This is a genomic window from Streptosporangium longisporum, from assembly GCF_039534895.1.
GTDB lineage: Bacteria > Actinomycetota > Actinomycetes > Streptosporangiales > Streptosporangiaceae > Streptosporangium > Streptosporangium longisporum.
The window spans coordinates 250,655-264,444 of the sequence record NZ_BAAAWD010000015.1 but is presented as its reverse complement, the minus strand read 5'-3'; the positions used below and the strand labels follow the sequence as shown (position 1 = coordinate 264,444).

Here is a 13,790-nt window from a genome sequence, read left to right as displayed (position 1 = left end):
GGTGAGCCCGGGGGCCGGGCCGGGGCGTCAGTGCACGGGGACCGTCGCGGTGAAGGGGCGGCCCGCGACGGTGCCGGAGACGGCGATGTCGTCCCGGGCGCGGAACGCCTCCCACCTCAGCTCCAGGGCGTGCGACCCGCCGGCGCCGGTGACGGTCAGCCGGGCCGTGGCGTCCCCGCCGTTCAGGCGGGCCTCGCCGTCCACGGCGAGGTCGCCGGCGAACCGGACGTCCCGGAGCGTGATCACGACCGCTCCGCCGGCCCCTCCGGTCCCGTCGGCGAACGTCAGCAGGCCGCCGCGCAGGCCCGCCTCCGTGGCCTCCTGCCAGTACGGGGACCTGAGGGGATCGCGCCTGGCCGCCGCGTCGGCGACGGTGGCGAGAGCGGCCGCGACGACCTTCCGCTCCTCGCCGGTCAGGCCGGTGCCGTCGGCCGGCGGCACCTGCGCCACGGTCCGCGGGAAGGAACCCAGGGCGCGGTAGGTCGCCTCGTCGCATCGGGGCCCGCCGCCGGAGGCGTACGGGTCGGCGATGAAGGCGCGCATCGCGCCGCGGGCGCACGCGTTCACCGGCGTGCTCACGGTGGGGCCGTGGCCACCGGCACGGACCCGGGAGAAGACGGAGACCGGGAAGCGGCGGGTCACCGCGGCCGCCTCCGCGGTCGTCGTCCCGTCGAAGTCACCGCCCAGGGCCAGGACCGGCACCCGCGGGTACACCGCGCCCGGCGGCACGGGCGGGCTGCTGCGGGGGGTCGGCCAGCCGACGCAGACGTCCTGCATGCCGAAGATCGGCCACTGCGAGGAGGACGCGCGGAGATCGGCGACGGTGAACGGGCTGAACGGGCGCTCGGTGTCGTAGTGGCGCTCCAGCCGGCGCCGCCGCTCGTCCGGCGCGGCCCCGCGCTCGAACGGGAAGGCGCTGTCGGCGCAGGTGTAGGAGATCAGGCCCGCCAGCTCCGCGCCGCGCAGCGGCGCCCTCGGGGCCGCGTCGATCACCCGCGCCAGCCGGCGCAGCGGCAGCGGGTCGCCGCCCAGGTACGCGGCGACGGCCGCGTTCAGCTCGCGGCCGACCATCGGCAGGTAGAGGTTGTTCGTCAGGTGCCCGAGTGACGGGAGCCGCAACCGCGGATCGGGGTGCTCGCGCAGGTGCCGTACCAGCCTCGCGATGGCGTCGGCGGGAGCGCCCGGCAGCCGCCGGCAGGCGCGCGAGGGGGCGCAGGCCACGTCGAGCAGGTGGGCGCCGCTGCGGATCGGCTTGGTCACGTAACCGTCCGGGCCCGTGGGGACGATGCTGTCGAGCATCACCGCCGACAGGCGGTCCGGGTGGCGGGTGGCGTACGCCTGGGCGAACAGGGTGCCGTAGGAGATGCCGTAGAACGTCACCTTCGGCACCCCCAGCGCCGCGCGGACGGCGTCCATGTCGGCGACGGCCTGGTCGGCGGTGAAGAACCGGACGCGCGGGCCCAGGTGCGCGGCGCAGGCGCTGACGCTCTCCTGGCGTTCCAGGTCGAGTCCCGGGCAGAGCAGGGGACTGGACCTCCCCAGCCCGCGCGGCTCGACCACCAGGAGGTCGTGCCGGTCGAGCACCGGCCCGAGCGCCTCGGTCAGGGACGGCACCGCGGGGAGCGCCGGCGCCGGCCCGCCGGGATTGGCCAGTACGGTTCCGGCCGCGGGGCGGGAGGCGTCCTTCCTGGGAAGCCAGGCGAACGCCACGGTGATCCGCTCCGACGCCGGATCGCTCCAGTCGAGGGGCACCCGTATCTCCCCGTCGCAGCGGGCCCTCGCGGAGGCGCACGGATGCCGGGAGCCGTTCGTGCCCCTCGACGTCTCCCCGCTCGCCTCCCGGCCTTCGGCGGGCACGATGGTGGAGGGCGTGTCATGGTCTCGGGCGGTGGCGTTCGGGGCGGTGAGGAGCGAGACGAGGAGCGTCCCGCAGGCTCCCGTCGCGACGAGCGCCGCCGCGGCCCGGCGTGTGATGGATCGCTGGTCCCTGTTCATGTATCCAGGCTCGCCCGCGATCAGGCCCTTTCCCTCGTCACGGGGAACGGTCTCCCGCCTGGGAGCGGGGCGCCGGTCGCTCTCCCCCCTGGGAGCACGGTCCCGGACGGGGTACGCGGTTCCCGGACGGGCACGGTCCCGGACGGGAGCCGGCCGGTGCCGGGAGGGGCCGGCGGAGCTCGTGAGAGGTGTAGGGAGAAGACGGCGGAGGTGGTGAGGCGGTGGGAAGGCGGGGCGGCGGGGCGGCGGGGAAAGGTCAGCCGGCGGCGCCCGGGGTGACGAACCCCGCCTCGTAGGCGACGACCACGGCCTGGGCGCGGTCGCGGACGCCGAGCTTGGCGAACAGGCCGGTCACGTGGTTCTTCACGGTGGAGGCCGCCACGCCGAGCGCTTCGGCGATCTCGGGGTTCGAGCGCCCGTGCGCGATGAGGACCAGCACCTCCCGCTCACGGCCGGTCAGACCGGCGAGCTCGGGCGGCATCGTCGAGGGCCGGGGCCGTACGGGCCGGACGAAGGTGCCGATCAGGCGGGTCAGCAACCGCGGGGCGACGACCGAGTCGCCGCGATGCACCACCCGGACCCCCTCCATCAGTTCTTCGGGGGAGACGTCCTTGGGCAGGAAGCCCGAGGCTCCGGCCCGCAGGGCCTCGACGACGTACTCGTCCAGGTCGAAGGTGCTCAGCGCGAGCACGCGCACGCCGGGCAGTTCGGCGGTGATCCGCCCGGTGGCGGTGACGCCGTCGGTCTCCGGCATGTGCAGGTCCATCAGCACCACATCGGGAAGCAGGTCGCGGGCGAGGACGAGGGCCTCGTCGCCGTCGCCCGCCTCGCCCACCACGGAGAGGTCGTCCTGGGTGTTCAAGATCATCCGGAAGCCGGAGCGCACCACCGCGTGGTCGTCGACGACCAGTACTCTGATCATGTTCTTTTCCCTCCTGTCCGGCCGGTTCCCGGCGTCCGGATGCCGCCCGGCCGGACACCGGCCGGCAGATTCCGCCGGGCCGCGCCACCCGCCTCCGCTGCCGGATCGCCCCACCCCCGCCGCCGGGCCGCGCCACCCGCTCCCGCATCGCGCCACCCACCGCCGCCACCCGCCGCCGGATTCCGTCGCCCGACCTTGCCGCGGGACCGCGCCGTCAGGTCGTGTCGGAGAGCGTGAGGGGCAACCGGGCGTGGATCCGGAATCCCCCCTCGGGCAGAGGTCCCGTCTCCAGCCGCCCACCGCAGAGTGCCACACGCTCGGCCATCCCGCCCAGCCCGAATCCACCCCCCGCGTGGCCTTCGTGTCTCCGGCCACCGGAGGGTGTGCCGGGCCCGTCGTCGACCACCTCCACCTCGACGGCCGAGGGCTCGTAGACGACCCTGACCCTCACCGGCGCGTTCCCGGCGTGCTTGCGCGCGTTGGTCAGCGACTCCTGGACGATCCGGTAGATCGCGTGGTCGACCACGGCGGGCAGACGGCCGAGCTCGCCGGTCACCTCCAGGGACACGGGCTGCTCCGCCTCGCGTGCCCGGCCGATCAGCGCGGGCAGGGCGGCCGCCCCGCGGGCGGGGAGGCCGGCCGACGCGGGGGAGGGCTCCGCGCCGGCCGGATCGTTCACCTGGTCGGCGCGGAGTACGCGCAGGAGATGGCGCATCTCCGCCAGGGCCTCGCGCCCGGCGCGCTCGGCGCCGAGCAGGGAGGTCTCGGCCCCGGCGGGGTCGTCGGCCATGGTCATGCGCGCCGCTCCCAGCAGGATGTGCATCGTGCTGATGTTGTGGGCGACCACGTCGTGCAGCTCCCGGGAGATGTGACGGCGTTCCGCGCGCACGATCTCCTCGGCGCGTTCGGCCTCCCTCTTGAGGGCGGTCTCCCGGCGCAGCCGCATGAGCCTGCCCGCCCCGACGAGCAGCGGCGGGACGAGCACTCCCACGGAGCCGGAATCCTGACGGCCGGACGCCGTGGCGAGCTGGACGCCCATCGCCACCGCCGGGTAGAACAACGCCACCGCCACGGCCGCGATCCAGGCGCGCCGGGCCTCGCCGTGCCTGCCCGCCGCGTACAGGGCCAGCATCACCTGCAGGCCGTAGCCCTTCCAGCCCGTCGACACGACGATCACGCTGTCGCAGAGGGCGGAGACGGCCACGACGAGCCCCGGCCGGCTCCGCCGCCACAGCAGGGCCGCGGACGAGACGGTGAAGAACGTGAACAGCAGGACGGAGGACCCCTGCGCGGAGAACCTGCCCTGCATGAAGGTCACGAGGACGTACAGCGCCCAGACACCCAGCGCGAGGAGGACGTCCGTCACCCGCGAACGGTTCGCCGGCCACCACCCGTCCCCGAGTGCCCGGAACCTCACGACCGCTCCGAGGGGCGACCCCGTCCCCGGTGCGCGGCGCGAACCCCGCCGGGCACGAGGGTCGCCTTCGTGACATCCCTCACCGCCGTGCCCTTTCGCGGTGACGTCCGATCCGAGGGGAGCCGGTCGGGTCTGCGGGATGAGCCGACCCCGTGTCCGGCCGGTCCGGGACGGCGGTCCGGGACGGGGAGGGAGATCTCGGAGGCTCGGTCAGACAGATCATGACTTCCTATGATTTCAGCCGGCTGGTTTTCCGGCGAGTGCTCCGAAGGGGGATGTGAGCCCTCCTCTCCCCGGGCGGCTTCTCCGGCTCTCCCGGACATCTCCTCGTGCGGGCGGTGTCGTCCGGCCGATGTACTGAAACTTTCATGGGGGGTGGCGGGTGTTCGCACAGGTCAGCACGGCGCGATGTGAGGACGGAGCGCTCGGCGCTGGGTTCCGGGGCACCCGCGCACCTAAGGTGGGAGCGCTCCCACATCTCCCCCGAAGGAGCCTGCTCCATGCCGAGAAGGTCAATCCTCGCCACGCTCTGCGCGGCCGTCGCGATCATGTCAGGGACGGCCGTCGCCGTCGCCTCCGGCGCGTCCGCCGCCGACTCGCCGTTCTACGTGGACCCCGAGACCAGCGCCGCCAAGTGGGTCGCGGCCAACCCCGGCGACTCCAGGGCCGCGGTCATCCGCGACCGGATCGCCTCCGTGCCGCAGGCCCGCTGGTACACCACCACCAACACCTCCACGGTCCGTGGCCAGGTGTCGTCGTTCGTCGGTGCCGCGGCCGCCGCGGGCAAGATCCCCATCCTCGTCGTCTACAACATCCCCAACCGCGACTGCAGCGGTGCCAGCACGGGCGGTGCTCCCAACCACACGGCCTACCGGCAGTGGATCGACGAGGTCGCCGCCGGCCTGCAGGGACGCCCGGCGTCGATCATCCTGGAGCCCGACGTGCTCCCGATCATGACCAACTGCATGAGCTCCTCGCAGCAGCAGGAGACCAACGCCTCCATGGCGTACGCCGGGAAGAAGCTGAAGGCCGGGTCCTCCGCGGCCAAGGTCTACTTCGACATCGGGCACTCGGGATGGCTCTCGCCCGGTGAGGCCGCCGCCCGGCTGCGCGCCGCGGACATCGCGAACAGCGCCGACGGCATCTCCCTCAACGTCTCCAACTACCGGCTGACCTCCACCGAGGTCGCGTACGCCAAGAACATCATCTCCGCCACCGGCATCTCCCGGCTGCGCGCCGTGATCGACACCAGCCGCAACGGCAACGGCCCCGCGGGCAGCGAGTGGTGCGACCCGGCGGGCCGGGCCATCGGCACGCCCAGCACCAACGCCACCGGCGACTCGATGATCGACGCGTTCCTGTGGATCAAGCTGCCGGGCGAGGCGGACGGGTGCATCGCCGGCGCGGGGCAGTTCGTGCCGCAGCGCGCCTACGAGCTGGCCCTGGCGGGCCGGCCGGAACCCACCCCCACGCCCACCGTGACCCCGACCGTCACGCCCACCCCCACGCCGACCCCGACCGTCACGCCGACCGCCGGACAGGCCTGCACGGCCTCCTACAAGGTGGCCGGTTCCTGGCAGGGCGGTTTCCAGGGCGAGGTGACGGTGAAGAGCACCGGCACCGCGCCGCTGTCCGGCTGGACGGTGACCTGGTCCTTCCCGGGTGACCAGCGCATCACCCAGCTCTGGAACGGCCAGCACACCCAGAGCGGCGCGGGTGTCTCGGTGCGCAACGTCTCCCACAACGGCTCCCTGCCCTCGGGCGCCTCGGCGACCTTCGGGTTCACCGGTAGCTGGTCCGGGAGCAACCAGGCACCCTCTCAGATCGGCTGCACCGCCGCCTGACCCGGCGATGTGGCGTGATCCGGTACGGCTCACACGGTATGCCCCCCGTGCGAGCCGTACCGGATCCTTTTTTGTCGCCCGTGCTCTGACCCGGGCGGCGGGGATCCCCGCTCGGGCGTCCGGGGTCCGGGGTCCGGGGTTCGGAAGAAGGACCGGTGTCCGGGGGAAGGGGGACCCGCGCTCCGGCGGCGTCCGGCGGGGGAGGGGGCCTCGGCGAGGACCCGCCGGTCAGCCCGGAACCTCGCCCGGTCCCGTTCCGCGATCCGATCCCGGTCCTGCTTCGCGACTTGATCCCGGTCCCGTTCCGGGATCCGATCCCGCTCCCGGTTCGCGGCCCGGTCCCGGGTCGCGGAGCGGGCCGGGCAGTGCCGCCTCCATGGCGGCCGTGGCCTTCGTCATGATCTGCCGCATGGCCTCGATCTCCTCGGGGGTGAGCCGGTCGATCAGGAAGGCGCGTACGACGGCGACGTGCCCGGGCGCGGTCCGCTCCAGGCAGCGCATCCCCTGCTCGGTGAGCACGGCGAGCACGCCCCGCTCGTCCGAGGGGCAACTCTCCCGGGCGACGAGCCCTTTCCTCTCCAGCTGCCCGATCTGGTACGTGAGGCCGCTCTTGGAGACGATCAGCCTGTGGGCGAGCTCCGTCATCCGCAGCTGCCTCCCGGGGCAGGCGGAGAGCTTCGCCAGGATCTCGAACTGGGCATGGGTCAGGCCGGAGTCGGCCTTCAGCTGATCCTCGACGCGACGCTCCAGCAGGTGCGTGGCGGCCACGTAGGCCATCCACGCGGCCATCTCGGCCTCGTTGAGCCATCTCGTCTCGCTCACTCACCCATCCTATGCTTGTTCGAATTTGAACTAACCGCTAGGGTTCTGTACAAATTCGAATGACATGAGGAGTCATCATGGTTGACAGAATCCGTCCCTACACCCTGCTGGTGGCACGCGTCGTCCTGGGTGTGGTCTTCGTGGTGCACGGCTGGCAGAAGTTCGCGACGATGGGCCTGGCCCAGACCACGGCCTTCTTCGACTCGATCGGCATCCCGCTGGCGGGCGTCGCCGCCCCGGCCGTGGCCGTCCTGGAGGTCGTCGGCGGCATCGCGCTCATCCTGGGCGCGGCCCTGCCCGTCTTCGGAACCCTGCTCGCGCTCAACATGCTCGGCGCGATCCTCTTCGTGCACGGCGCCAACGGCTTCGGCGCCGACAAGGGCGGCTACGAGTACGTCCTGGTCCTCGCCGCCACCACCCTGGCCGTCGGCTTCAGCGGTGGCGGCGCCCTCGCCGTCGACGCCCTCTGGCAGCGCCGCCGTCAGCCGGTCGCGGTCTGACCCGGAGACCACACCTGGCCGCATCCGGCCACACCTGGCCGCGCACGGCCGCGCACGGCCCGTATCGTCGCCTCCGGCCGCGCCGCCCCGCGTCACGGCACATCAGAGCAGGTCAGAGCACGTCAGAACATGCCGGGCCCCGGCCGGTGTCGCACCCGGGGCCCGGATCCCTCCCGTCCGCCCGAGGCGAGCCGCCCGGAAACGGGACGAAACATCGCGCGTCCACAGGTCCCGTCCCCGCGCAGTGGGCATAGTCGTCTACGACAGCACCCGAGGGCTGGGGGGGCCGGTATGCGATGGCTGCGCAGGATCGGCGCGGATTTCAGGGCCCGCCAGCACATCGACGCGTACGCCCTCACCGTCGTCGTCTTCGCGTTCGCGCTCCTGTCGGTCTTCAGCGACGCGCTCGAGGACGACCTGCGATGGGCCGTCCTGTTCTCCGGGCTGGGACTGCTGCTCTACCGCCTCACCCTGCCCGCCGAGTCCGCCTCCCCGCCCGCCGACCTGCTGCACGACCGGTCGGTGTACGACACCGCGCCGCTGTCGTCGCTGTTCGCCCACGCGCGCGACGTCCGCGTGTTCGCCCCGTCCGCGGTGAACCTGCTGTCGGCGCGGACCTGTGAGCTGCTGCGCACCACGGTGCTCGCGCGGGAGAAGGGCAGCGTCAGGATCGTCGTGCTCGACCCGGCCGAGAGGGCGGCCGTCCGGCTGGCCGCCCGGCAGCTGGACGACTCGGTCGAGTTCCCGGTCCAGCGGCTCCCCGCCTCGCTGGAGGGGACCCTGGAGCGCCTGCGGCTGATGGGCGACTGGAAGGTCGCGGGAGGGTTCGAGTACCGCCTGCTCGCCTACAGCCCGGGGTTCAGCCTGGTGCTCGTCGACCCGGAGACGCCCAGGGGCCGGATCATCGTCGAGATCCACGGCTTCCACAACCCGTCGACCTCCTCGCGCATGCACCTGGAGCTGACCCGGGGACGCGACGAGCGCTGGTACGCGTACTGGCTGGAGCAGTTCGACCACATCTGGCAGGCCGCGACCCCGGACGTCAGGCGCTTCTCCTCTTCCGCAGAAGCTCCTCGGCCTGCTTCCGGAGGTGCGGTGGAAGCCCGGGACTGACCGCCTCCAGCGCCCGCGAGACGAGCTCCTCCGAGTACGGGACCCACCCCAGCATGGCCTGGACGCGGGCGACCCGCAGCAGGACCGGCCCGCTGCCGGGGTCCTCGGCGAGGGCGTCGAGACTCTCCTGACCGGCGGCGTCGAACCGCCGTGTCAGGGCCAGGGCCAGCGCCCTGGCGGCGACCGTGCCGGGACGGCGGTCCGGCCGTACGCGTTCCAGGTCGCGCAGCGCCTCGACGGGCCGGTCGAGGTCGGCGAAGATCTCGCCGCGCAGCGCGAGCGCCTCGGCCGGGGGGTCGCTCGCCAGGGCCACCACCCCGTTGAGCAGGGCCAGGGCCGAACGCGGGTTGCCCTGGTGCCAGAGGGCCTCGCCGAGCGCCAGCTGTACGGGCACATCGTTGGGCGCCCAGGACAGGGCGGTGTGGAGCCGCTCGACCGCCCTGTCGTACTCGCCCTGGCCGAGCCAGAGCCGTCCCTCCCCGCCCAGCGCGGTGGCCACGCCGGTGAAGCGCTGGAGCTTCGCGAACATGTCCGCGGCCGCCTCGAAGTGACGTCGCGAGGTCTCCACCTCTCCCGTCCCCGCCGCCACCTCGCCCAGGATCACCAGCGCCTCGGCCCGGACCGAGGTGTCCCCGGTCTCCAGCGAGCACGCCTCCTCCGCGCGGTCGCGCGCCGCCGCCCGGTTCCCCTCGGCCAGCGCGGCCCGCGCGTCGGCGAGGCAGGTGGCCGAGGACCGCGACCGGCGCAGAGGGCTCAGCATGCGGTCGTCCAGCAACCCGTACCGGCGGAATCCCAGCCGTTGCTCGCTGCGCAGCAGGTGATGGTCCTCCAGGGCCCTGACCACGTGGTTCGGCATGTCGGCGGTCGTGTGCAGGCCCTCGTCGACGGTGGTGTGCCTGTTCGGATCGGTGACGAAGGTCGTGCGCAGCCAGGAGCGGATCTCGTTCACCGCCACTCCGGATCCGGCCGCGACCTCCACCGGGACCCGCTCGCAGAACCCCGTCAGGAAGGCGTCGACGTCCAGGTGCAGGTTCACGTGCCCGGCGGTGATCTCCGTCAGGGAGGGGGGAAGCGCGTCCCACAGCGCGGAACAGGCGATCTGCAGGCGGACCGGCTCGACCGTGCGGGACGTGCCGGTCTCCTGGTCGTGGCCGGTGAGGAGAGCGGGCCCCAGGCCGTCGACGAGCCGTTCGGCGGCGCCGGGGGCGAAGGAGCGGCCGGTCCCCTCCAGGGGCCTGGTCACGGCGTCGAGGGCCGCCGCGCGTGAGAGGGGGAGCAGGCGGAAGCGCGTCCGCGAGCTCCGGCCCAGCAGTCGCTCGTACGGCAGCATGGGCGCCAGGTACTCCTCGCGCAGCGACAGGAGCAGGTGCAGCCCGGCGTGGTCCCTGGCCGCCTGGGTCAGCTGGAGGAGCAGTTCCTGGCGCTCCTTCTCCTGGTCGACGGGACCGCTGAAGAGCTCCTCGGCTTGGTCGATGGCGACCAGGACGGGTATCGGGTCGCCGTACCTGTCGACGCGTTCCGGATGCCCCCTCAAAAAGTCCGAGACCGTCAGACCGGCCAGCTCCGACAGCGGCCTGCGCGGGGCCCACGACGACAGCAGGGCCAGGACGTGGGCGTTGCCGAGCCCGTCCGGCCGCGGCCGGGGGAGCCTGTGCGGCGACACCCGGGCGACGGGCAGGACGTCCGCGTGCCGGGTGTCGATGCGGGGCAGGACGCCCGCTCGCAGGAGCGACGACTTCCCGACGCCCGGTGCCCCGATCAGGACCACGAGACCGGTGGCCGGCCACATGGTGGCGATCTCGCGGGCCTCGTGGTCCCGCCCGAAGAACAGTGCGTGGTCGTCGCCGTCGTAGGAGCGCAGCCCCACGTACGGTCGAAGGGGGCGGTCCCCGGCGGAGGCCGTGATCGTCATCTCACCCGCTTCCGTTCTCGGCCGTGCCCGCTCCCCGGCGAGCCGGGGGCAGGGGGGCCGGCACACGTGCGACGGTGCCCGGCGGGGCGCCGGTCGCGCGCGGTGTCACCGGCAGGGGACGGGCCCGCGCGACCGCTCTCCGGGGCGTGGACGTTTCCGGCGAGCGAATCGATCGGCTTTCCCGGCCGGCACCGTGCATGAGCCACCTTGGTCAAGGAGATATGCCCTTACAACACTCTATATCGCTTATTTCGGCAACGCCGAGGTCCCGGGTTTCCGTACGACCGACGAGAATCCGGCAACGGGTCCCATGTCATCATCGTCGAGTATGTGCCGCAACGCGTCCTTGAGCGGCGAGCCTTCGATCCGATCGAGATCGGCCAATGTCAGCCCGGTCACGTCGACCAGGCGGCCGTTCACGTGACCTGCGTCTTTCCCGTCTGCTTTCCTGGCCACAGGACGTACCTTGCCTTCTTCTTGATGTGTTCCGTATACGGTTGTCTTCTCGGCGGGATCACTTGTAGTGTCGTCTTTCCACGCTCGACGAGCACTTGCCAACCTAGCGTAGCCGGTTGTTTTGGTGCGGCAAAGAGCGGGGGATACATGCGTGCCGTATTTCCTTTTCGATAATCCCGTATGGGAGTGTGACCCCCGCGTCCATGCCTTTGACGTGGACGGGTCTCTTAGGCTGAACCGGAATCGGGCGAGCGGAGGCGATCGCATGTCCAGTTCGGAGCCATCGGTGACTTTCCGGAGCAAGGGACGCCGGCCCCGGATCTGGGGCAAGGTGCCGCCGAGGAACAAGAACTTCACCGGTCGCGAGGATCTCCTCGACAAGCTGCACACCGGGGTCACCTCCGAGGTGACCGCCGTGGTGCCGCACGCGCTCCACGGATTCGGCGGTGTCGGCAAGACCCACGTCGCGATCGAGTACGCCTACCGCTTCCAGGACGAGTACGACCTGATCTGGTGGATCCCCGCCGACCAGCCGATGCTCGTGCGCTCCACGCTGGCCGGACTCGCCCCCGACCTGGGGGTGGAGTCCTCGTCCGCGATGGGCGTCGAGGAGGCGTCCGCCGCCGTGCTGGACGCCCTGCGCCGCGGCGATCCCTACTCCCGGTGGCTGCTGGTCTTCGACAACGCGGAGAGGCCGGAGGAGATCAACGAAATCATCCCGCGAGGCCCGGGACACGTCCTGATCACCTCCCGCAACCACGCCTGGGAGAGCGTGGTGGACACCGTTCCCGTCGACGTGTTCAGCAGGACGGAGAGCATCGAGTTCCTGCGCAAGAAGGTGCCCGGCCCCATCGGCGACGAGGACAGGGACCGCCTGGCCGAGGAGCTCGGAGATCTTCCTCTCGCCCTGGAGCAGGCCGGGGCGCTGCAGTACGAGACGGGAATGTCCGTCGACCGGTATCTCACGCTGCTCAAGGAGCAGACGACCCGGCTGCTCGACGCCAACAAGGCCACCGGCTACCCGCTGTCGATGACGGCGGCCTGGTCGCTGTCGGTGTCACAGCTCAAGGTCAAGCAGCCCGCGGCCGTGGAACTGCTGCGCTGCTGCGCCTTCTTCGGCCCCGATCCCATTCCGCACGACGTCTTCGAGACCTTCCCCCGCGAGTTCGTCTCGGAGTCGCGCTTCGGGTCCCTCTTCGACGACCCGATCCTGCTGAGCAGGGCGATCAGGGAACTCGGGCGTTACGCGCTCGTGCGGATCGATCCGGGCAACCGGACGATCCTGGTGCACCGGCTGGTCCAGGCCCTTCTGCGGGACGAGCTGAGCGAGGAGGAGAAGGAGTCCTTCCGCCGCGAGGTGCATCTCCTGCTGGCGATGACAGCGCCCAAGCGGCCGGACGACAACGCCCTCTGGCCTCGCTACGGCGAACTGCTCAGCCACATGAAGCCCGCCGTGGTCGAGGCGAACGACGACCCCCGGGTGCGCCGCTTCGCCCTGCGCATGGTGCGCTTCCTGTACTCGTCGGCATCGTTCAAGCTGGCCGTCGACCTCGTCGAGCGCCTCATCGTGAGGTGGCGGGCCGACAGCGGGGACGACGACGAGTACGTGCTCTCCGCGCAGCGGCACCTCGGCCTGGTGCTGCGCGAGCTCGGCGACTACAAGACCGCCTTCGCGATCAACAGCCGGACCCTGGAGCGCATGAGGGAGGTCCTCGGAGCCGAGTACAAGGAGACGCTCCTGATGACCAACAGTCACGGGGCCGACCTGAGGGCGAGGGGCGACTTCACCGGAGCGCTGGCGCACGACGAGGACTCGGTGCGCCGTCACGAGGCCGCCTTCGGCCCCACGGACCCCCTGACGCTGCAGGCCATGAACAACCTCGCCGTCGACCAGATGCTGCTCGGTGACTACGGCAAGGCGTTCGAGCTCCTGAAGAGGGTCCACTCGCTCCAGCGTTCCTCCTCCGGCAGCGCCGTGGGCAAGCCGGCCGTCCTCGCCTCCTGGAACGGCCTGGCCCGTATCGTCCGGCTGCGCGGTGACTACTCCGAGGCCTGTGACATCGGCCAGGACGCCTACGAGTTCGGCGTGCGGGAACTCGGCCCGGACCACGTGTGGACCCTGCGCACGGCGAAGGACCTCTCCATCGCCCAGCGCAGGGCCGGACTGGTCGAGGACGCGGCGGAGCTGGCCGAGTCGACGTTCGAGCGCGCGGAGCGCATCTTCGGGCGGGACCACCCCGACACGCTCGCGACGGCTCTCTGCCTCGCCAACGCGCAGCGCACCAACGGGCAGGTCGCCGAGGCCCTGGAACTGCTGCGCGACACGGCGGCACGCTACCCCAGGCGGTACGAGGAGTCGCACCCCTTCACGTTCGGCTGTGACATGAACCTCGCGCTGCTCCTGCGCGTCAGCGGGCGGATCGACGAGGCGACCGACCTCGACCGGCGGTCCCTGGAGGGCTTCGACCGTACGGTCGGACGCACCCACCACTACTCGCTCACGTGCGCGGTCAACCTCGCCAGCGACCTGGCCTTCGGAGGGGACGTGGCCGAGGCGGTGCGGCTGGGCCGGCAGACCCTGACCCGGCTGCGTGGGCTCCTGACCGAGGACCATCCGCTGACGCTCGCCTGCGCGAACAACCTGATCATCGACCTGAAGAGCGAGGACTCCTTCGGCGAGGCCGAGGCGCTGAGCGTCGACACCTTCGAGCGGTACCGGCGGGTGCTGGGTGAGCACCACCCCGACACGAAGGTGGCCCTGGCCGGCGAACGGCTCGACTTCGACTTCGACCCGCCCGCCGTCTAGAGC

At 72.0% G+C, this 13,790-nt stretch carries 10 protein-coding genes; 4 read left to right on the top strand and 6 right to left on the bottom strand.

All coding sequences use genetic code 11. The features are described 5' to 3' along the window. Window positions 1-27: 27 nt before the first annotated feature. The 3 genes from ABD832_RS27580 to ABD832_RS27570 all read right to left on the bottom strand — a co-directional run bounded on the left by ABD832_RS27580 (window position 28) and on the right by ABD832_RS27570 (window position 4,283). On the bottom strand, window positions 28-1,995 hold the full coding sequence (locus tag ABD832_RS27580) for an alpha/beta fold hydrolase (RefSeq protein WP_344900497.1): 1,968 nt from the start codon (window positions 1,993-1,995) through the stop codon (window positions 28-30). Between the two features lie 256 nt (window positions 1,996-2,251). Next, the gene (locus ABD832_RS27575) at window positions 2,252-2,917 is read right to left on the bottom strand and encodes a response regulator (protein WP_344900495.1); all 666 of its coding nucleotides are present in this window, start codon (window positions 2,915-2,917) and stop codon (window positions 2,252-2,254) included. Between the two features lie 214 nt (window positions 2,918-3,131). After that, window positions 3,132-4,283, bottom strand: a complete 1,152-nt coding sequence (locus ABD832_RS27570; protein ID WP_344900493.1) for a sensor histidine kinase — start codon at window positions 4,281-4,283, stop codon at window positions 3,132-3,134. A gap of 551 nt (window positions 4,284-4,834) precedes the next feature. Here ABD832_RS27570 and ABD832_RS27565 point away from each other — a divergent pair. After that, window positions 4,835-6,178 (top strand): glycoside hydrolase family 6 protein, encoded by a 1,344-nt coding sequence (locus ABD832_RS27565; protein WP_344900491.1) that lies wholly within the window; start codon window positions 4,835-4,837, stop codon window positions 6,176-6,178. Window positions 6,179-6,406: 228 nt separating this feature from the next. On the opposite strand, the gene ABD832_RS27560 is transcribed toward ABD832_RS27565, so the two are convergent. Beyond that, on the bottom strand, window positions 6,407-7,000 hold the full coding sequence (locus ABD832_RS27560) for a MarR family winged helix-turn-helix transcriptional regulator (RefSeq protein WP_344900490.1): 594 nt from the start codon (window positions 6,998-7,000) through the stop codon (window positions 6,407-6,409). Window positions 7,001-7,077: 77 nt separating this feature from the next. Between ABD832_RS27560 and ABD832_RS27555 the strand changes: the two genes are divergently transcribed. Both ABD832_RS27555 and ABD832_RS27550 read left to right on the top strand, forming a co-directional pair. Beyond that, complete coding sequence (locus ABD832_RS27555) at window positions 7,078-7,500, top strand: DoxX family protein (protein WP_344900488.1); 423 nt, start codon at window positions 7,078-7,080, stop codon at window positions 7,498-7,500. A 291-nt stretch (window positions 7,501-7,791) separates the two neighbouring features. After that, window positions 7,792-8,613 carry a hypothetical protein gene (locus ABD832_RS27550; protein WP_344900486.1) on the top strand — a complete coding sequence of 274 codons (822 nt, stop codon included), beginning with the start codon at window positions 7,792-7,794 and terminating at the stop codon, window positions 8,611-8,613. Here ABD832_RS27550 and ABD832_RS27545 read toward each other — a convergent pair. Next, window positions 8,543-10,525, bottom strand: a complete 1,983-nt coding sequence (locus ABD832_RS27545; protein ID WP_344900484.1) for an nSTAND1 domain-containing NTPase — start codon at window positions 10,523-10,525, stop codon at window positions 8,543-8,545. The genes ABD832_RS27550 and ABD832_RS27545 overlap by 71 nt on opposite strands. 246 nt (window positions 10,526-10,771) lie before the next feature. Continuing rightward, window positions 10,772-10,981: a hypothetical protein gene (locus tag ABD832_RS27540; RefSeq protein WP_344900482.1), complete on the bottom strand. Its 210-nt coding sequence runs from the start codon at window positions 10,979-10,981 to the stop codon at window positions 10,772-10,774. 286 nt (window positions 10,982-11,267) lie between these two features. Between ABD832_RS27540 and fxsT the strand changes: the two genes are divergently transcribed. Then, window positions 11,268-13,787: an FxSxx-COOH system tetratricopeptide repeat protein gene (gene fxsT / locus ABD832_RS27535; protein ID WP_344900480.1), complete on the top strand. Its 2,520-nt coding sequence runs from the start codon at window positions 11,268-11,270 to the stop codon at window positions 13,785-13,787. Window positions 13,788-13,790: the final 3 nt, after the last annotated feature.